We start from the raw sequence: 17439 nt of genomic DNA, 5'->3' as shown, positions 1-17439 counted from the left end.
GGTCAGGGGTCCTGCAGGAGGCTGGCGGCCGTGACGACGCTCTGCGCGACCTCGGCGAGCTTCCGGCCCTGGTTCATCGCGGTCTTGCGCAGCATGGCGAAGGCCTCCTCCTCGGGAATGCGCCGCGTCTTCATCAGGATTCCCTTCGCGCGGTCGATCACCTTCCGGTCGGCGAGTTCCGTCCGTGCCGCCGCCAAGTCGGTGCGCATCCGTTCGAACAGGTTGAACCGGCTGATCGCCATGTCGACGATCGCCTTGACCCGCTCCTTGCGCAGTCCATCGACCACATAGGCGGAGACGCCGGCGTCGATCGCCGCCTCGATCATCGCCGTGTCTGATCGGTCGACGAACATCGCGATCGGCCGTGCCACGACGCGAGACACCTGGAACATCTGCTCCATCACATCGCGGCTGGGATCGCCTAGATCCATGATCACGACGTCCGGATCGAGTGCCGTCAGGCGGCGAAGCAGGTTCGTGCGCTCGCTGATGACCGTGACGCTCTGGATGCCCGCCAACCGCAGGCCGTCCTCGAGTATCGAAGCGCGCACACGGCTGTTGTCGACGATCGCGACAGTCAGCGCTTTGTTGGAGCATGAGGGTGGCGGCGGCATCGATCGGCGCTCTGCAAAACAGATGCCGCGACGTGTGACTGGGAAAGCCCTGGCGCGGGGATACCTTGCCTGCAAGATCGGCGTTCACCGTGGCATCGTCTGCGCCGATGACGGTCGACTCTAAGACTGGCATTGACGATCGTGACCCGGCAGGCCTCGCCGAGACACTCGTGCGCATCCGCTTGCGTATTCAAGCCCTGCGATGCATGTCCGGGAGGCAGCTCGGGTGTGTAACCCGGCCGTTTGGAGCAGCCAGCAGTCTCAGATGCGGGCAGAATCGAAAGAGGAACAGGTCCCAACCCGGACCTGACGAGCGTATTGGAAGATGCGGAGGCGAGAGTACGGACCATTGCGCAGCTGCATGACCGGCTATGGCGGCAGCTCAGCATAGAGGTGGGCGACCGAGGCGTGGGGCTGAGACGGGAGTTCGATGAAGCTTCGACGAGCCTCGGCATGAAGCTGATCGTAACTCTTGGCAGTCATCTCGCCGACGGGCAGCTCCGTTACGAAAGCGACCCCGGCATATCCGGAACGGCGGTGACGGTGGATCCACAGCATCTGCGCCAGATGCTGCTCAATGTCATCGGCAACGCGATCAAGTTCACCCCGGCCGGGGGCCGTATCACTGTCCGCGGGAGCCGGTATGGCCGCGAGGTCCGCATCGAGGTCCAGGATACCGGGATAGGCATCGCTGCCGCGGATCTGACCGAGGTGACGAAGCCGTTCGTTCAGGTCTCCGGCGTGATGCAGCGGCGGCATGGAGGCGTCGGGATCGGGCTGCATGTCACCAAGTTGCTGGCGGAGGCTAATGGCGGCCGCCTGGAGATCGCCAGCACACCCGGTAAGGGCAGCACGATGACGATCGTCCTGCCCTCGGCTTCCCTGCATTCCGGAGGACGCAGGGGCCCCGCTGTCAGGCTGAGCGGATCGGTCTGGGAGAAATCGCAAAATCTGATCGTCCGGCCGCCGCCGAGATTGAGGTCAACCACCATGCCCGCTCACGCGGCCAACGCCTGCACCCAGGCCGCGAACTCTGCTGGCGGTAGTGGACGGCTGAAGTAGAAGCCCTGCGCGGCACCGCAGCCGAGCGTCGCCAGACACGCCAGATCCGCCGCCCGCTCTACGCCCTCGCCGACCGTCTTCATCCCGAAGCTGTGGCCCATGGTGATCATCGCGCCGACCAGCAGCCGCGCGTCGGCATCGCGCTCGATATCCTGTACGAACGAACGATCGATCTTCAATTCGTTGAAGGGCAGCTGGCGCAGCTTAACGATCGACGAGTGGCCGGTCCCGAAATCGTCGATCGAGAGGGAAACACCCATCAGGCGCAGCCGCGCCAGCACGTCCACCGCGGTCAGCAGGCTCTTCATCGCCGCGGCTTCAGTCACCTCCAGCGTCAGGCGGCGGCCCTCGATGCCATGAGTTCTCAGCAGCGACTGGATCATCCCGGGCAGGGCCAGCTCGTTCAGCATATCGGCGGGCATGTTCACCGACACCCCCAGGTGGAGACCTTCCTCCCGCCATGCCGCGACCTGGCCGAGCGCCTCGTTGAGCACCCAGTGGGTAATTGCGCCTATGAGCCCGGCCTCCTCCGCAGCCGGCAGGAACTCGCTCGGAGGAACAAGGCCTCGCTCCGGATGGGACCAGCGCACGAGCGCCTCGCAGCCGATCAGCGCCCCCGTGCCTATGTCGAGCTTGGGTTGATAATGCAGGCAGAGTTCTCCGCTCATGACGGCACGGTGGAGTTCCTCGACGCCCGTCACTTTCGCGCGTGGCGCTCGGCTCCCTTGCCGCGGTGCAGTGAGGATTGCGCGCAATGCCGCGACGTCGAACGGCTTCTGCAGGATGCCCCGGATATCCAGCCCGTAGGACAGGCCCAGCTTCTGCACGGTTGTGAGCAGGCGATCGTCCTGGCCGCTCATCAGATAGATGGGGACCGGACAGCGGTAGGCCGCGAGTATGCGGAGAATATCGACGCCGTTCGCGTCACCGAGCGCGAGGTCGAGCAGAATGAGAGAGCCGGCGGGGATGCTGGGCTCGGCCAGAAAATCCGCGGCCGTGCTGTACATCCTCGCCGGTAGGCCGGCAGCCATGCACACACGACGCACAACGGCTGTGATACCCGGATCGTCCTCGAGGACGAAGATCATGGGCTCGATCGACATGCTAGCCACACTGTATAGCGGTGGTCTCGCGTCGCCCTTATCCCTCGCCGACCACTACCTGCGACCCGCTTAGGCTAAGCTATCACGCTGCTCCGGCCCGTCGACCCCGTGGCCGTCCGCGCCGCTGTGGTGCGAGCAAGCGGAGCGGGACGCATCCGTGCATAGCTTTCTCGTGGCATGCCCGAGAAGTATGATGCCGGTTCGTCCGGACTTTCCTGCGGTGACAAAGGGAGCATCTTTGACCGTCACGTGTTTTGACCCGCCGGTGGGGGTGGAAACTCCTGAAGGCTTCGGGCTCATCCATTCGGCCGAAGAAGGGCTGGACTGGGTCGAGGAATTGCTGGCCGGCGATTACCCGCCCGCGGTAGCGCGCGCCCTACGCCATGCCGAGAAGCGGCTGCGCCTGGCGGTCGGCTCGCAATCTCCTGCCGTCGTCGGGGCGGCGAGAGTGACACTGCAGGACAGCGTCCGACGCCTGTCCCTCGCTCGTCGGTAAGGCCGGAGGCATGGAAGCTGACCCGACCCGACCTTGCCGCACTGGGCAGAGCCGCCGCTATTCACCCGCTGGCAAACAGACGGAAGATGCGCGCAGCTTCCCCGGGGCTCAGCTCATGAAGTGGCGAGGCCTTGTCGGGCAGACGCCTGCAGAATTTCTTCGCCCAACCGGGTGCCATCCGCTCGACCTCTTCGACCGAGAGGTCTCGCAGCAGGGGCGATCCCGTACTCGCCCAGCAGGCCACGCATTTGGTTGATCAGCGCCGTGCGCTGGCAGACCAGGCGTTCGCGGATCCGGTGCAGCGCCTGCAGGTCCTGCTGCTCCGGCGTCTTTACCGGCACGAAGCGCATGGTTGGGCGGCTTGCCGCATCGGAGATCGCTTCGGCATCCACCGCGTCGTTCTTCGCCCCCGCGCACGAAGGGCCGGACGAAACGCGGATGGATCAGAACAACGCGAATGCCCGCAGCCTCGAAAAGCCGTCCCCAATGATGCGCGCCCGGGCAAGCTTCCATGGCAACGCGGGTCGGAGCCAGCTCACAGACAGCCGTGAACAGCTTGCTGCGCGTGATCTTGCGCGACAGCACCACCCCGTCGTAGTCCACCCCGTGCAGGTGGAAGGACAACTTGCCAAGATCGATAGCCACAAGTTGGAACGACATGCTTCCCTCCGTCAGTTGGCCACCCATCGTGGCCGGGAAGCGGGAGGCGTCCATCCCATAACATGCGCCGCCTGATCTGGCTCGACGCCGATACGTCGCCGCATGAGGGCCGAGACGGGCGGAACGCGGGGCCAAGGCCGAAAAAGTGGGGCGATGGACAGCGGTCGTGACCCCTTAGACTGCCATAAGGGCAGGTAGAGCGGGTAGATCAAACCATCCTATCGCCGCCGGTAAGCGTCTCCTCCAAACCCGCAGCTTCTCCGCCAAGCCCAGCGCCGGCGACGCGCCGTCCTGGTGATGATCTCGATTCGCGGATAGTCGTCCGACATAAGCCTGTGCTTGGGGACATCCCCAAGCCTCCCGAGCTATGCCGGCTGTCGGGTAAAAATGGGCGCCGCTGCAGTTTATTAAAGAAGATCTGTGCCTCTATGGAATACCGAAACGTTCCGTCCGCATCCTTCATACTGAAAGCCAGGACGATGACCTTACAACTGCGGGTGTGGCCGCATGTGCCGGGTGATCACCGTCTCAGCACAACCTATCCCTCTGTGAGACATCCGGGATAGGCCTTGCGCCTACAGACGGTTGCGTGGCTCGAGTCGCTGCCGGTTCACTGGAGGGACGCGCGGGAATCGGCTCGGCAGGCAGTTGCCGGCCTGCGTAGAGCGAGAGCCGGATCACGTGACCATCCTGTAAAGTACCGTGGCGCGGGCATGGATCGCGCGCGTCTTGGCATCCGCCGTGTTGACGTCGACCCAATAGATTTCGCCGTCCTGCTGCACAACTTTGGCGTTCGCCACAACATCGGTCAGCGGTACTGGACCCAAAATACTCGCCTGAATGGCCGGGGTCGAGGCCCTGAACTGGCCCAACCCGGTCAGCCCCCAGCAGGCCATGGCGCCGCAGGAGTCCATCAGCCCCAGCACCGCACCCTCGTGCATGCCGCCGCTGGCTTCCGCATTCTGCCGCAGCCCCGGCATGGTCATGATCGCGATGCCCTTTTCCTGCACGGCGATCTCCATGCCGCGGCCGCCCATGAAGGCGTTCTCGCGGATGCGGGTCTGGTGGAGCGGCGTCACGGTGGGCGTTGGCGGGTCCGCGGCGGTGGCGAGAGCCGGCTTCGGCAGGTCCTTGCGGCCACGCACGACCGATTCCGCGACGGCGATCTTCGTGCCGTCGGCCGCCTCGATAGCGACGCCGATGAAGGCCAGGTCCCGGCCCCTGCGCGACAGGCGGGCACGGGAGACCAAGTCGACGCCCCTGGCTGCCGTCAGGTAGCTGATTGAATAATTGGCGGTGTGGAACGGTCCGCTTTCCGGAGGCAGGGCGTGCAGCGCCATCGCCATGCTGGTGGAGACACCCAGCGACGCGGCAATGCCGCCGTGCAGCACGCCCGTTTGGTTGGTATTCTCCTTCCGGAAAGGCAGCACTAGGACAGTCTCGTGATCGTTAGCGCTCTCAAAGGCGATGCCGAGCGCGTTGCAATAAGCGCATTCCGATACCCAGTCGCCGGCGGCTTCAGTAGTCATTCGTCTACGCTCTCCGTATCTCCTGGTTTGTCGCTCGCCGCCACGCCATCGGCACTAAGAAGCCCGTCTAGCAGTAACGAGATGCCTGAAGCCGCTATTGTCTCCAGCTCATAGAGAGCTGGCTTGTACCATTGTACAGACCAGTTTAGGGCGCCGAGCAAAAGCATCTGGGCGAGTTTGACGTCAAGGGATCCGGCGACCAATCCTTCCGCTTGTCCTTCCCTCAGCATTTCCTGCCAGTATAGACCATACGACCGCCGAAGGCTCATATGGCGCTCGACCACATGCGCCGGCGCCTCCGGGAACAGGCGGACGTTTGCTGCGGTGTAGTCGCCTTGCGTATGCAGCAGCGTCAGATGCGTTCGAAGCGCCAGCGCCAGCTTCTCGCGAAACGATGTTTCGGGGGGCAGATTGTCTACCGCATGGCGAACCGCATCGAAAACCCGCAATGTGCCTAGGTTGAGCACCTCCTCGACAATCTCATCCTTTGATTTAAAGTGATAATAGATGCTTGCAGCTTTGATGCCGGTCGCTTCGGCGATGTCATTCATCGTTGTCTCAGCATAGCCGCGGGACCGGAAAATCCGCGCGGACGCGTCGAGTACCCGTTCGCGTGTGCCCGTTATCGTCCTGCGCGTGTGGACCAGGGGGGCAAACTTTTGCATTGCGTCTCCCAATAAGCCTACCTATCGTTAGGTAGAATTCGGTGTTGGTCAAGGCGATTTGTCGATGCCGCACACGGTGCCTCAAAAGCCTGTTTCCCGGGAGTCGCTTATCCATGCGGGAGCAAGGACGTGGTGAACGGGATCCGCTGGCTCTCGCGCCATCGGTCGACAAAGTTCGGCCAGGGCTTGCCCAAGTCTCCGGACACGATCAGGCGCGACAGCGAAACGGCATTCAAGCAGCGGCGAACCGCGTGCCGATCGCGGAATTTTCCTGCTGCTACCCAGATCGTCCGGGTCAATTCTCTGGACCCGTTCGGAAACGGTGATGTGGTTCCGCAGCATAGCTCACTGCAACAGGACACGAGAAAGTAAGAGGAGGAACCGTAAGTGGGGCTGATCTTGGAAGAAGCACGCAAGATGATCGGGGCGTCCGAACCGCCGGTGCATGTGGAAGTCAGCCGCCGTGACATCATCAAATACTCGGTTTCTACGGAACAGATCCTGGATAAATACCTTAAGGGTGACGAGGCTCCCCCAATGTTCCTTTTCGGCGCCCTTCGTCCAGTTGTGCCGATCTACCAGCTCGGGCCGGACGGAATCGCCAGCACCTCGCTGGTCCCGGAACTGCCGCTGAAGCGCGTCATGGCAGGCGGCACCAAGATCCGCTACTTCCGCGCCGTAAAGCCCGGCGACAAGTTGGTCGCCACCCGCACGTTGGCCGACATGTACGAGAAGTCCGGCTCCCAGGGGCCTCTGATCTTCCTTGTTTACAAGCTCGACGTAAAGACTGAGGCAGGCGAGCTGGTCGTCGAAGAGACCCAGACCCGCATCGTGCGCTGAAGGAGAGAGACTCCGTGCCCAAGTTTGCAGAGATCAAGGCCGGCGACGCCTTGCCCGAGCGCCGCTACGTGCCGACCAACGTCTCGCTGTTCCTTTACAATGCCGCCATTTGGAATGCCCACCGCATCCACTACGACGAAATCTACACCAAAGAGGTGGAGAAGCATCCCGCAGTGGTGGTGGACGGGCCACTGCAGGGCGACTGGCTGATCCAAGCCGTGCTGAACTGGCTCGGCGACGACGGCGAACTGGTCGAGTTCGAGTACTCGAATCGCCGTGCCAGCTATATCGGCGACACGCTGGTCTCCGGTGGCAGGATCGAGTCCGTCGATCAGGACAAGCGCCAGGCTGAATTCTCCCTCTTCGTAAGGGTTGACGGCGGCGAGGTTACTGCACCTGGTCGCGCCGTGGTTCGTTTCCGCGCCTGACCGTCGTCTACCGGACTGGAGTCGAACTCGGTCGCTGATGAACGTGGAAACCTCGGAGGGATTTGTTCCAGCGGTACGGCGAAGTCTATCGGCGGCTGGCCACCGCAACAGCTACGGTTAGCGCCATTGCCATAGTCCTTTCGTCCACCATTGTCAATGTGGCCTTTCCGAATATGATGGGCGCTTTTGGCATCGGTCAGGATCAGGCTGAGCGGGTTCCGACCGGGTTTCTCGCCGGGATGACCGTGTTCATGCTGATCAATGCCATGGGCGGCCGGCGCCGCGCATCCGCTTGATGCATGGCGGGACGCCCGTCCGCGTTCTCTTCACGACATGACCACCAGAAAGGGGCATCCGATGGAAGATTTGAAAACCCTGACCCGCCCGGAAACGGCAACGGAGCTGGATCACGACGCCATCATTATCGGGGCCGGCATTTCCGGTCTTTACCAGCTTTACCGGCTGCGCGATGAGCTCGGGTTGAATGTGCGCGCGTTCGAGATGGGCACCGGCGTCGGCGGCACCTGGTACTGGAACCGCTACCCCGGCGCTCGCTTCGACAGCGAAAGCTATTCCTACGCTTACTCGTTCAGCCAGGAGCTGCTGGACGAGTGGGACTGGAGCGAGCACTTCGCGGCCCAGCCGGAGACCGAAAAGTATCTGAACTATGTGGCTGACAAGTTCGACCTGCGCAGGGACATCCAATTCAAGAGCCAGGTGACGGCCTGCCACTATCAGGAAAAGACACGCTCCTGGCTCGTGACACTCAAGGACGGTTCCCAGCAGACCTGCCGTTTTCTGATCACCGCGATCGGTCCGCTCTCCGCGCCGACGTTCCCGAACATCGAGGGGCGGGATAGCTATCGGGGCGAGGCCTACCATACCGGGCTTTGGCCGAAGCATGATGTCACATTCGAGGGCAAGCGGGTCGCTGTGATCGGGACGGGCGCGACGGGTGTGCAGGCGATCACGGAGATCGCCAAGACCGCAAAGCACCTAACCGTGTTCCAGCGCCGCCCGAACTGGTGCAAACCGCTGCACAACAGACCCATCTCGAAGGAAGAGATGGGAGAGTTGCGCGCGTGGTACCCTGAAATGTTCCGGTTATGCCAGCAAACGGCGTCGTGCTTCCTGCATACGCCAGACCAGCGTCGCACTTTCGATCTGACGCCGGAGGAGCGAGAGGCGTTCTGGGAGAAGCAGTACCAGACGCCTGGCTTCTCCATGTGGGTCGGCGGCTTCAAGGACATGATGAGCGACCGGGCGGCGAACGACGAGGTCTCGAATTTCGTCGCGCGCAAGATCCGGGAGCGGGTGAAGGATCCGCAGATCGCTGACCTGCTGATCCCCAAGGACCATGGCTTCGGGACTAGACGTGTGCCGCAGGAGTCGGGCTACTATGAGGTCTTCAATCAGCCGAACGTTGAGCTGGTCAGTATTCTCGGCAACCCGATCCAGCGCATCACGCCGACCGGGCTCGAGATGGCGGACCGGAGCTTCGAGTTCGATATGATCGTCTACGCCACCGGCTTCGACGCGATCACGGGTGCCTTCGACCGCATTGACCTCAGAGGCAAGGGCGGGGAAAAGCTGAAGGAAAAGTGGCGCCGGGCGCTCGAGACGTTCCTGGGCATGCAGGTCGAGAACTTCCCCAACATGTTCATGCTGGTCGGCCCTCATTCGGCGCTGGGCAACATCCCGCGCTCGTCAGAATACGCCGTCGAATGGGTGACGGGTGCCATCCGCCACATGTTGGAGAATGGCTACACCTATGCCGAGCCCACGCGTGAGGCCGTGGACGACTGGACCGATTTCGTTATCGAAACCGGAAAGGGCCTGCTTTCGAACGAGGTGGACAGCTGGATGACCGGCATCAACCAGAACGTCGAAGGCAAGCAGACCCGTATCATCGCCCGCTACAGCGGCAGCGCGCCGGTTTTCCGCGAAAAGGCCAACGCCATTGCCCAGGGCGGGTACAAGGAACTAGTGCTGGACTGATACTGGCCGGTCGTGCCGGAACGGTAAGAATTATCTGAGGGATAGGAAATGAAAAACGAACTTTGCAGCAAGCTCGGCATCGATTTCCCGCTGTTCGCCTTTACGCACTGCCGCGACGTGGTCGCAGAAGTGACGAACGCAGGCGGGTTCGGCGTGTTGGGTGCTGTCGGTCTGACGCCAGAAACCCTGGAAATCCAGCTGAATTGGATCGACGAAAAGGTCAAGGGCAAGCCGTACGGCGTGGACCTGCTGATCCCGCAGCGGATGGAGGGCCGCGAGGAACAGATCAGCGACGCAGAGCTCAGAGAGCGCATCCCCCCCGAACATAAGAAGTTCATCGAAGACCTGATGCGCCGCCACCAGATTGACCCATCCGACTTGTGGGATGGCCGCTACGATGACCGCGACTCGTCGGTTATGCGCCCCGATGGCGCGAAGAAGATGCTGGAGGTCGCCTTCCGGCACCCCATCAAGATGTTCGTCAACGCCCTGGGCGTGCCGCCGGCGGAGATCATCGAGGAAGCACATCGCCGTGGCATGCTGGTCGGCGCGCTGACCGGCTCCCGCCGCCATGCGGTCAAGCATGCCGAAGCGGGTGTGGACGTGCTGGTGGCGGCGGGCGGCGAGGCCGGCGGCCATTGCGGCGAAATCGCCACGATCGTCCTGGTGCCGGAGGTGCTGGACGCGATTAAGGACTACGCGAACATGCACGTGCTGGCGGCCGGCGGAATCTCCACCGGCCGGCAGATGGCGGCCTGCATGGCAATGGGCGCTTCCGGTGTCTGGTGCGGATCGGTCTGGCTGACGACGACGGAGGCCGAGACAACTCCGACCGTCAAAGAAAAAATGCTGAAGGCGACATCAGCCAACACGGTGCGCTCGCGTAGCCGCACCGGCAAGCCAACCCGCCAATTGCAGTCGGCGTGGTCCGACGCTTGGTCGTCAAAGGGCGCGCCGGAACCGCTGGAAATGCCACTGCAGGGAATCCTCACCCGCCCGGCGATGGTCAGGGTGGACAAGCTTGCCGAAGGCGGCCACGAGGGCGCGAAGGAGATCGCCTCCTATTTCGTCGGGCAGACGGTGGGCCTGATGAACGAAGAAAAGTCCTGCCGCTCGGTCGTGTACGAGTTCATGCAGGACTATGCCGAAGCAGTGGAGCGTCTCTCCAACGCCCTTGCCGACTAGTGCCCGGGGCGATCTGATAGTCCACCCGCCTCAAGCGGTCACGCGCGGCGGCCGCCTTGGCTCCGCCGGCGAGGCCTTCGATCAAATATGGCAGGAATGATACCGATGAGCGAACCCGTTGCCCCCCGGCTTGCAGCGACGCTGATGCTGGCCCGCGATAGCGACGAAGGCCTGCAATTGTTCATGGTTGCCCGGCACCGCCAGATCGAGTTCGCCTCCGGCGCCCTCGTATTTCCGGGCGGCTCCGTCGAGCCGGACGACGCGGATCGGCGCCTGCACAAGCGGGCCGAAGGGGCCGACACGGTGGACGCGGCGATGGTTCCGGTACTGGTCGCCGCCGCGCGCGAGGCGTTCGAAGAATGCGGTGTTCTGTTCGCTCGCACTGAACCCGGTGGCCCGCTGGTGACGGGCGACCGGGCCGTCGCGCTGGGCATGACCTATCGCCACTCTATGGAGACCCGCGAGATCGGGTTCGCCGAGATGATCGAGAAAGAAGATCTGGTGCTGGCGCTCGACCGGCTGGTGCATTTCGCCCACTGGGTGACGCCGCCGCACATGCCTAAACGGTTCGACACCCATTTCTTCCTGGCGGAAGCGCCACACGATCATATCTTGTACCATGACGGCCGTGAGTCGGTTGACTCGGTTTGGATTACTCCGCGCCAGGTGTGCGAGGACGCGGAGGCCGACCGCCGCACTGTCTTGTTCCCCACCCGCCTGAACGTGGAGAAAGTCGCGCGGAACCGCACCGTCTCGGCCGCGCTCTCGGCGGCGCGGAACGCGAAAGTGGTCTCGGTCCGCCCTTTAAGCGAGACCGCAGGCGACGGCAGGCTGCTGCGTATTCCGGAGGAAGCGGACTACGGCGCCAGCGAGTTTCTTGTCCTGGGCGACTCCGGCAAGGGCGGACGCATCCGCAACGTCGACGGCAGCGCCCGCCCGCTTCCTTGAGTCAGCCACGACGGCACGGTCTCGATCGGCGGTGACTCTACCGCCTGCCGGACGTCACTCGGAAGCGCGCCATCGCAGTCGAGAGCCATACCGACGAGCTCCGGATAGTCGAGGACTGCGAGCTGACCACCACCCACCTGCGCTCGAGGGCATCGCCCGGCGGCCGTTGGCGTTCTGTGACGCGGCCGGCAGCCTGGGCTTTGAGAGGGCCGGCGACCGCCTGGTCCCTCTTGTCCGCCAGGACGGCAGATTCAACGGCGTTGACAGTCGTGTTGGTGTGGACGGCCCCACCGCATCGAGTGCCAGCATGTTTGGTCTTCACAGCACAAACAAGAGAGCTATGGAGATCAAGCGCATCGCCAACGACACATCCAAGCATGTCTTCACCCTGCACGGCGTCGATGAACGAGACCATCCGGTTCTGCGCCGGTGGCTGCTGACTGAACCTTTCCTCGACGCCAAGGGCAAAAGGGCGACAGCAGAAGACGGCGCTCGCCCGAACCGACGAACAAGACACCCCGAATGACTCACCGGCACGCTCGATGCCGCAGTCGTATTGTGGGCTTGCCCGCGAGTTCGATGGGCTCATCGCCCTTCGCGGTCCGTCCCTCATGGTCGTCAGCGACAACAGCCTACCCCGGACTTGATCCGGGGGCACCGAGCTGACATCGCGGGCGATCCTGCAATGGCAGGAAGATAGCCAGGTCGAGTGGCACTACATCGCGCCGGGCAAGCCGATGCAGAACGGCCTCGTCGAGAGCCTGAACGGTCGCTTCCGCGACGAGTGCCTCGATGCGCACATGTTCCGCAACCTGCCGAGCGCTCGTCGGCTGATCGAGGTATGGAAGAAGGACTACAACGCCCACCGGCCGAACACGAGCCTTCGCGGCCTCACCCCGGACGAATTTGCAATCCGGACCCACAAGGCGCAAAACGAGCACAGTGTCCGTCAGGATCAGCGAGGGGGCGACCACGACGCACTCCTATCCCTGGGCCGACGGTCGGCGCTGAGTGCCGTAACCGCACTGTCCTGCCTCGAGCAAAACCGCAGCGTCATGCCGTCACGCCGAGGTTGCGCAGCAAACGCCCCAGCGCCGTCGCCGTGTTCGCGATCCGGCCGTGCTCCCGCACCTCGCCCCGGTGGCCGCCCTCGGCCACCGCGACAACGATGCTCTCCTTGTGAACATCAAGCCGGACGTAGATGATACGATCCGCCATGACCCGTCTCCCGATGCATGGGGCTCGGCACAGGCCTATCCGGCGCAGCCCTCGTTACCAGCATACCGTGAGACGGGTCGCCCCGTGCTCAGGCGGACATCTGGTCTGGTTCAGACGCCGGGCGTGCTGACGCTGTCGGCCGCCTTGAACCTAGCCTCGCCTTCCGGTCTGACAGTGACTGACGCACCGCCGTGGAAAGCGAATCCGGCATAGCCCTGGGCGGCGATATGATCACAGATCGCGCGGTAGCGGGTCATGCCGCCGGTATAGGGCATGAATACCTGCGGCTTGCCTGGCACGTTCGCGCCCAGATACCACGAATGCGGCACCTGCGGCAGCAGCGTGGCGTTCGCCGCCGCGTTGACGTGTGCGACCCAGTCCTCGGTCGCCGCCGGCGTGGCCTCGATCGTCGCGATGTCGTGCGTCCGCATACGTGCGATGCAGTCGGTGATCCATTCCACATGCTGCTCGATGGCGACCGGCATGTTGCAGAGCACCGACGGGCTTCCGGGTCCAGTTATCGTGAACAGGTTCGGGAAACCCGGCACCTGCAGCCCCAGATAGGTGTGCGGTCCGGCCGCCCAGGCGTCATTCAGGCTCAGGCCGTCGCGGCCCATGATGCCCATCCGCAGCAGAGAACCGGTCATGGCGTCGAAGCCGGTCGCGAATACTATGATGTCGAGTTCGTATTCGCGGTCCCGCGTCTTGATGCCCTTCGGCGTGATCCGCTCGATCAGGTTCGCCCTGATATTGACCAGATCGACATTGTCGCGGTTGAAGATTTCGAAGTAGCCGGTGTCGATGGGCGGCCGCTTGGCGGCGTAAGGATGGTCGATATCGGCGAGCACTTCCGCCGTTTTCGGGTCTTTCACGATCTCGCGGATCTTGTTCTTGATGAACTCGGCGGCCGTGTCGTTGGCCGCCTTGTCGACCAGCAGGTCCTGGAAATTTCCGCGGAAGCGCAGGCCGCCCACTTCCCAGGCTTCCTCGTAGATCCGGCGGCGTTCCTCGTCCGAGACATCGAACGCCTTGCGCTTGACGATGCGGAAGGGGTGGCCGTTGGGTGTGTCGCGCATGGTATCCCGGATTTCCCGCTTGTTCTTGCGCACCCACTCCCTAAATTCCGCCGTCAGCGGCTTGTTCCGGGCCGGCACGCTGTAGTTCGGCGTGCGCTGAAAAATGGTCAGGTGCCGGGCGGTCTCGGCGATGACCGGAGCAGCCTGGATTCCGGTCGAACCGGTGCCGATTTGGCCGACACGCTTCCCGGTGAAGTCGACCCCGTCGTGCGGCCACTTGCCGGTATGGTACCAGGCGCCCTGAAAGCTCTCCAGGCCGGGGATGTCCGGCACGTTCGCGCTGGAAAGGCAGCCGACGGCGGCGATCAGAAATCTGGCGGAGTACTCCTCGCCCCCTTCGGTGGCGACCCGCCAGAGATTGGCGGCCTCGTCATAGCGCGCGACGGTCACCCGCGCCTTGAACTGGATGTCCCGCTTCAAGTCCAGCCTGTCCGCTACGAAGTTCAGATAGCGCATGACCTCCGGCTGCTGTGGGTAGCGCTCCGACCATTCCCATTCGTCCACCAGCTCGCTGGAGAAATAGAAGCAGTACGAGTGGCTTTCGGAGTCGCACCGCGCGCCGGGATAGCGGTTCCAATACCAAGTGCCGCCCACGCCGTCCGCGGCTTCCAGCACCCGGGCTTTCATGCCTAGCCGGTCTCGCAGGCAATGCAACTGATACAGGCCGGAGAAGCCGGCGCCCACGATCAGTGCGTCGAAGTCGCCTTGACCGGATTGTCGGTCCGTTGCGGTCGTCATAGTGTCACCTCTTCTCGTTGTCCCTCTGGGCAGGCCGTCGGGCGGCCCAGGAGCCCCGACAACTGCGCTTGGGCCGGCCCCTCCGGCGAGGGCCGGTAGATCGCCGCCGCAGCGGCGGCCGGTCATGCCGGCCAGAACACCGGCACGGTTAGCTCGCTGTCCAGTTGCTCGAACGCGACCCGTACCGGCATGCCGATGGCCGGCCTGACGTCGTTGCCCCGCAGCCGGGCGGCAACCCGCACGCCTTCGTTCATATCCACAGTGACGAACGTCATCGGCAGGTCACCCCTGAAAGACGGGTGGAAGGCGTGGTGGGAGACGGTCCAGCTATGGACCGCGCCCTTGCCGCTGGATTCGATCCACTCCACTTCCATGGAGAAGCACTTGTCGCACACTTGGCGCGGATAGTGACGGATCGTGCCGCAGTCGCCGCACTTCTGGAGCAGTAGGCGGCCTTCCTTCAGGCCGGCCCAATAAGGCTTGGTGTCCTCGTTGGGCGATGGGCGAACTCGTTCGATTTCCATATTTCTCAGTGCCTCCTGGCTTAGGCCCGCATGATGGCGACGCCGCCGTCACCCATATCGCCATAACCGGTGACGAGGCCGATCTTCGCGTCCTGGACCTGCGTCTTGCCGCCCTGGCCGCGCAGTTGCTTAACCAGCTCGACGATGTGATTCATGCCGATAATGTGCGCTTGTGAGAGCAGGCCGCCATGGGTGTTGATCGGCATGGGGCCGTCGAGTCCGAGGGAGGTGCTGGCGACGAAGTCGCCGCCTTCGCCCTTTTTGCAGAAGCCGAGGTCTTCCAGCTGGCAGAGAACGATGTACGTGAAGCAGTCATAGATTTCCGCAACGTCGATGTCCTTGCGGTCGACGCCGGCCATGCCGAAGGCGCGCGGCGCGGCTTTCGCGGTACCGAGCGTGGTAATGTCCGGGCGCTGGGTGATGGCGCTCGGCGAGTCCGGGTGGCCTTCGGCAATGCCCATGATATAGATCGGTTGCGACTTCAGGTCGCGGGCGCGTTCGCTGCTGCTGACGACGACGGCTGCACCGCCGTCGCTTTCCAGGCAGCAGTCGAACAGCCGCAGCGGGTCGGAGATCATCCGGGCGGCTTGGTGCTGCTCCAGGGTCAGCGGTTCGGTCATCAGCGCGTTATCGTTCATCGTCGCATGTTCGCGGACGGTCACCGCGATCTTGCCGAAGTGCTCGCTCTTGGTGCCGAACATCTCCATATGGCGCCGCGCCATGTGGGCGTAGAGCTGGGCCGGCGCCATCTGGCCGAGCGGCATCTCGAACTCGCCAACGGTGCGGAACTGCGGCAGCTGCTGCACGCGGCTGCCGATGCGGGCGCCGGAATAGCCGTTACGGCCGATCGGGATCAGCACGTGGTGGGCGATGCCCGCGACGATGGCGCCCACGGCGAGCTGCACCGCAGCCAAGCAGCTGGCCCCGCCGAGCGGCGTCGTCGCCGATAGGCGCAGGTCGGCGATGCCGAAGTTGGTGATGAAGTCCTCCGCTACTGCAGAGCCCGTGGCGTAGGGGATGACGCCGTCGATGTCTTTCGGGCTGAGGCCCGCATCGGCGATCGCCCTCAGCGATGCTTCCATCTGGAGCGCGGTCTCGCTTTTGCCCGAGCCGCGCACATAGGCGGTTTCGCCGATGCCGCTGATCGCGCATTTCTCAGACAAGTTGTTCGGCAAGGTTTCCTCCATTCGTCAGAAAGTGGTTATGGCGGATGAGCGGGTTTGCGGGACCTGCGGTCCGAGCAGCAAACCGGCACACGCCAGACGTCACGCCGCGGTCCAGCCTTGCAGGGTCGCGGCTTCGCTCCGGCACCGCTCCGGCCCGCCCAGCACCTGGCGGTCGAAGGTGATGCGCTTGAACCAGTAGTGCAGGCCGAGCAGGTCGGTGAAGCCCATGCCGCCGTGTACCTCCGTCGCCATGCGCGAGACCTCGCGCGTGGCTTCGCCCAGATGCGATTTCGCATGAAGGATGGTCAGCGACGCGTCCTCCATCCCGTGCTCACGGGCATAGCCCGCATACCAGATCAGCGAACGGCAGGGCTCCAGCATGCTCACCATTTCGGAGCAAATGTGCTTGACTGCCTGGAAGCTGCCTATCTTACGCCCGAACTGCTCACGCTCGTTGGCATAGGCGACCGCCCGGTCGATCATGCGCTGACCCGCACCAAGCGAGTCGGCGGCAATCATCAGCCGGCCCGCCTGCAGCACGTCTTTCGACACTGCGCTGCCGCCCGCCTGGAGTAGCCTGGCCTCCACCCCATCGAAGGTGGCGGCGCCAAGCGGCCGGGTTCTGTCGACCGTCCTGCGCAGTTCTAGGGAGACGCCTGCGGCATCGGCGGCGACCAGCGCCATGCGGCCGTCGCCGAGCGCCAGCAGGAGGTCGGTGGCCGCGCCCGGGTCCAGCAGGTTCTGGACGGTGCCGGAGAGGCGGCTTCCGTCGAGCCGGAGCTTGGCGGCGCCGGTGGTGCCCGCCAGCGCCGAGAAGTCCACCGCCACCCGGCGCTCGCCTGCGGCGATGCCGCCCAGCAGCTCAGACCGCGTGCCGCCGTCGCCAGCTTTCGCGATGGCGAGCGGCGCCATGACGCAGGCCCCGGCAAAGCCGAACGGCGCGGCGGCATGGCCGAGGGCTTCGGCCACGACGACGGCCTCCACCATGCCCAGCCCGACGCCACCGTGCTCTTCCGGTACGACCAGGCCGCCTACGCCCTGTTCGACCAGACTGCCGGCGAGGGCCGCGTCGTAGCCGGTGCCGTCGGCCGCAATGCGCCGAATCTCGTCCAGCGGAAGAATCCGGGCGAGGATACCCCGGACGGATTCATCGAGCATCTTCTGTTCGTCGGAAAGTCCGAAGCGCATG

General features: G+C 63.9%; 17 protein-coding genes and 3 pseudogenes. 10 read left to right on the top strand and 10 right to left on the bottom strand.

Translation table 11 applies throughout. The annotated features are described in order from the left end of the window. Positions 1-2: 2 nt before the first annotated feature. On the bottom strand, positions 3-614 hold the full coding sequence (locus tag ABIE65_RS24085) for an ANTAR domain-containing response regulator (RefSeq protein WP_354081334.1): 612 nt from the start codon (positions 612-614) through the stop codon (positions 3-5). A gap of 453 nt (positions 615-1067) precedes the next feature. On the opposite strand from ABIE65_RS24085, the gene ABIE65_RS24080 reads away from it, so the two are divergent. Next, a complete protein-coding gene (locus ABIE65_RS24080) occupies positions 1068-1676 on the top strand; it encodes a sensor histidine kinase (protein ID WP_354081333.1) in 609 nt (202 codons plus the stop codon). Here the strand turns inward: ABIE65_RS24080 and ABIE65_RS24075 are convergent. Next, positions 1613-2779, bottom strand: a complete 1167-nt coding sequence (locus tag ABIE65_RS24075) for an EAL domain-containing protein (RefSeq protein WP_354081332.1) — start codon at positions 2777-2779, stop codon at positions 1613-1615. The two genes, ABIE65_RS24080 and ABIE65_RS24075, sit on opposite strands and share 64 nt — an antisense overlap. Before the next feature lie 238 nt (positions 2780-3017). Here ABIE65_RS24075 and ABIE65_RS24070 point away from each other — a divergent pair, with 238 nt between their 5' ends. After that, positions 3018-3275, top strand: coding sequence for a hypothetical protein (locus tag ABIE65_RS24070; protein ID WP_354081331.1), 258 nt, complete (start codon positions 3018-3020; stop codon positions 3273-3275). Positions 3276-3493: 218 nt separating this feature from the next. Here ABIE65_RS24070 and ABIE65_RS24065 read toward each other — a convergent pair. The 3 genes and pseudogenes from ABIE65_RS24065 to ABIE65_RS24055 form a co-directional block, all read right to left on the bottom strand. Continuing rightward, positions 3494-3935 (bottom strand): annotated as a pseudogene (locus tag ABIE65_RS24065) (IS110 family RNA-guided transposase); the annotation flags it as partial. A 677-nt stretch (positions 3936-4612) separates the two neighbouring features. Further along, positions 4613-5464 carry a hotdog fold thioesterase gene (locus ABIE65_RS24060; protein WP_354081330.1) on the bottom strand — a complete coding sequence of 284 codons (852 nt, stop codon included), beginning with the start codon at positions 5462-5464 and terminating at the stop codon, positions 4613-4615. Then, positions 5461-6129, bottom strand: coding sequence for a TetR/AcrR family transcriptional regulator (locus ABIE65_RS24055; protein WP_354081329.1), 669 nt, complete (start codon positions 6127-6129; stop codon positions 5461-5463). Before ABIE65_RS24055 ends, ABIE65_RS24060 begins: the two co-directional genes overlap by 4 nt. 387 nt (positions 6130-6516) lie before the next feature. Here ABIE65_RS24055 and ABIE65_RS24050 point away from each other — a divergent pair, with 387 nt between their 5' ends. The 8 genes and pseudogenes from ABIE65_RS24050 to ABIE65_RS24015 all read left to right on the top strand — a co-directional run. Next, positions 6517-6969, top strand: coding sequence for an FAS1-like dehydratase domain-containing protein (locus tag ABIE65_RS24050; RefSeq protein ID WP_354081328.1), 453 nt, complete (start codon positions 6517-6519; stop codon positions 6967-6969). A gap of 14 nt (positions 6970-6983) precedes the next feature. After that, positions 6984-7397, top strand: coding sequence for a hotdog family protein (locus tag ABIE65_RS24045; protein ID WP_354081327.1), 414 nt, complete (start codon positions 6984-6986; stop codon positions 7395-7397). Positions 7398-7459: 62 nt separating this feature from the next. Further along, entirely contained in the window at positions 7460-7693 is a 234-nt protein-coding gene (locus ABIE65_RS24040; RefSeq protein WP_354081326.1) for a hypothetical protein, read from the top strand. A 61-nt stretch (positions 7694-7754) separates the two neighbouring features. Next, positions 7755-9395, top strand: a complete 1641-nt coding sequence (locus ABIE65_RS24035; protein WP_354081325.1) for a flavin-containing monooxygenase — start codon at positions 7755-7757, stop codon at positions 9393-9395. A 48-nt stretch (positions 9396-9443) separates the two neighbouring features. Beyond that, positions 9444-10580, top strand: a complete 1137-nt coding sequence (locus ABIE65_RS24030; protein ID WP_354081324.1) for a nitronate monooxygenase — start codon at positions 9444-9446, stop codon at positions 10578-10580. A 105-nt stretch (positions 10581-10685) separates the two neighbouring features. Further along, positions 10686-11528, top strand: coding sequence for an NUDIX hydrolase (locus ABIE65_RS24025; RefSeq protein WP_354081323.1), 843 nt, complete (start codon positions 10686-10688; stop codon positions 11526-11528). 340 nt (positions 11529-11868) lie between these two features. Continuing rightward, on the top strand, positions 11869-12054 hold the full coding sequence (locus tag ABIE65_RS24020) for a hypothetical protein (RefSeq protein WP_354081322.1): 186 nt from the start codon (positions 11869-11871) through the stop codon (positions 12052-12054). Between the two features lie 37 nt (positions 12055-12091). Continuing rightward, a pseudogene (locus ABIE65_RS24015) lies at positions 12092-12472 on the top strand (integrase core domain-containing protein); the annotation flags it as partial. Between the two features lie 42 nt (positions 12473-12514). Here the strand turns inward: ABIE65_RS24015 and ABIE65_RS24010 are convergent. The 5 genes and pseudogenes from ABIE65_RS24010 to ABIE65_RS23990 form a co-directional block, all read right to left on the bottom strand. Further along, positions 12515-12746: pseudogene (locus ABIE65_RS24010) on the bottom strand (IS110 family transposase); the annotation flags it as partial. A gap of 110 nt (positions 12747-12856) precedes the next feature. Then, positions 12857-14506 carry a flavin-containing monooxygenase gene (locus ABIE65_RS24005; RefSeq protein WP_354081321.1) on the bottom strand — a complete coding sequence of 550 codons (1650 nt, stop codon included), beginning with the start codon at positions 14504-14506 and terminating at the stop codon, positions 12857-12859. A 176-nt stretch (positions 14507-14682) separates the two neighbouring features. Further along, positions 14683-15084, bottom strand: coding sequence for a Zn-ribbon domain-containing OB-fold protein (locus ABIE65_RS24000; protein ID WP_354081320.1), 402 nt, complete (start codon positions 15082-15084; stop codon positions 14683-14685). A 20-nt stretch (positions 15085-15104) separates the two neighbouring features. Further along, positions 15105-16259, bottom strand: coding sequence for a thiolase C-terminal domain-containing protein (locus ABIE65_RS23995; protein ID WP_354081319.1), 1155 nt, complete (start codon positions 16257-16259; stop codon positions 15105-15107). Between the two features lie 90 nt (positions 16260-16349). Beyond that, on the bottom strand, positions 16350-17438 hold the full coding sequence (locus ABIE65_RS23990) for an acyl-CoA dehydrogenase family protein (RefSeq protein ID WP_354081318.1): 1089 nt from the start codon (positions 17436-17438) through the stop codon (positions 16350-16352). Between the last annotated feature and the right edge of the window lies 1 nt (position 17439).

This window comes from Constrictibacter sp. MBR-5 (assembly GCF_040549485.1).
Classification (GTDB): domain Bacteria; phylum Pseudomonadota; class Alphaproteobacteria; order JAJUGE01; family JAJUGE01; genus Constrictibacter.
This window is presented reverse-complemented; position numbering and strand designations above follow the sequence as displayed.

Bases quoted from the DNA above. Each gene is read 5' to 3' on its own strand.
- ABIE65_RS24085 (WP_354081334.1), bottom strand. From the start codon at position 614: ATGCCGCCGCCACCCTCATGCTCCAACAAAGCGCTGACTGTCGCGATC.
- ABIE65_RS24080 (WP_354081333.1), top strand. From the start codon at position 1,068: ATGAAGCTGATCGTAACTCTTGGCAGTCATCTCGCCGACGGGCAGCTC.
- ABIE65_RS24075 (WP_354081332.1), bottom strand. From the start codon at position 2,779: ATGTCGATCGAGCCCATGATCTTCGTCCTCGAGGACGATCCGGGTATC.
- ABIE65_RS24060 (WP_354081330.1), bottom strand. From the start codon at position 5,464: ATGACTACTGAAGCCGCCGGCGACTGGGTATCGGAATGCGCTTATTGC.
- ABIE65_RS24055 (WP_354081329.1), bottom strand. From the start codon at position 6,129: ATGCAAAAGTTTGCCCCCCTGGTCCACACGCGCAGGACGATAACGGGC.
- ABIE65_RS24035 (WP_354081325.1), top strand. From the start codon at position 7,755: ATGGAAGATTTGAAAACCCTGACCCGCCCGGAAACGGCAACGGAGCTG.
- ABIE65_RS24030 (WP_354081324.1), top strand. From the start codon at position 9,444: ATGAAAAACGAACTTTGCAGCAAGCTCGGCATCGATTTCCCGCTGTTC.
- ABIE65_RS24025 (WP_354081323.1), top strand. From the start codon at position 10,686: ATGAGCGAACCCGTTGCCCCCCGGCTTGCAGCGACGCTGATGCTGGCC.
- ABIE65_RS24020 (WP_354081322.1), top strand. From the start codon at position 11,869: ATGGAGATCAAGCGCATCGCCAACGACACATCCAAGCATGTCTTCACC.
- ABIE65_RS24000 (WP_354081320.1), bottom strand. From the start codon at position 15,084: ATGGAAATCGAACGAGTTCGCCCATCGCCCAACGAGGACACCAAGCCT.
- ABIE65_RS23990 (WP_354081318.1), bottom strand. From the start codon at position 17,438: ATGCGCTTCGGACTTTCCGACGAACAGAAGATGCTCGATGAATCCGTC.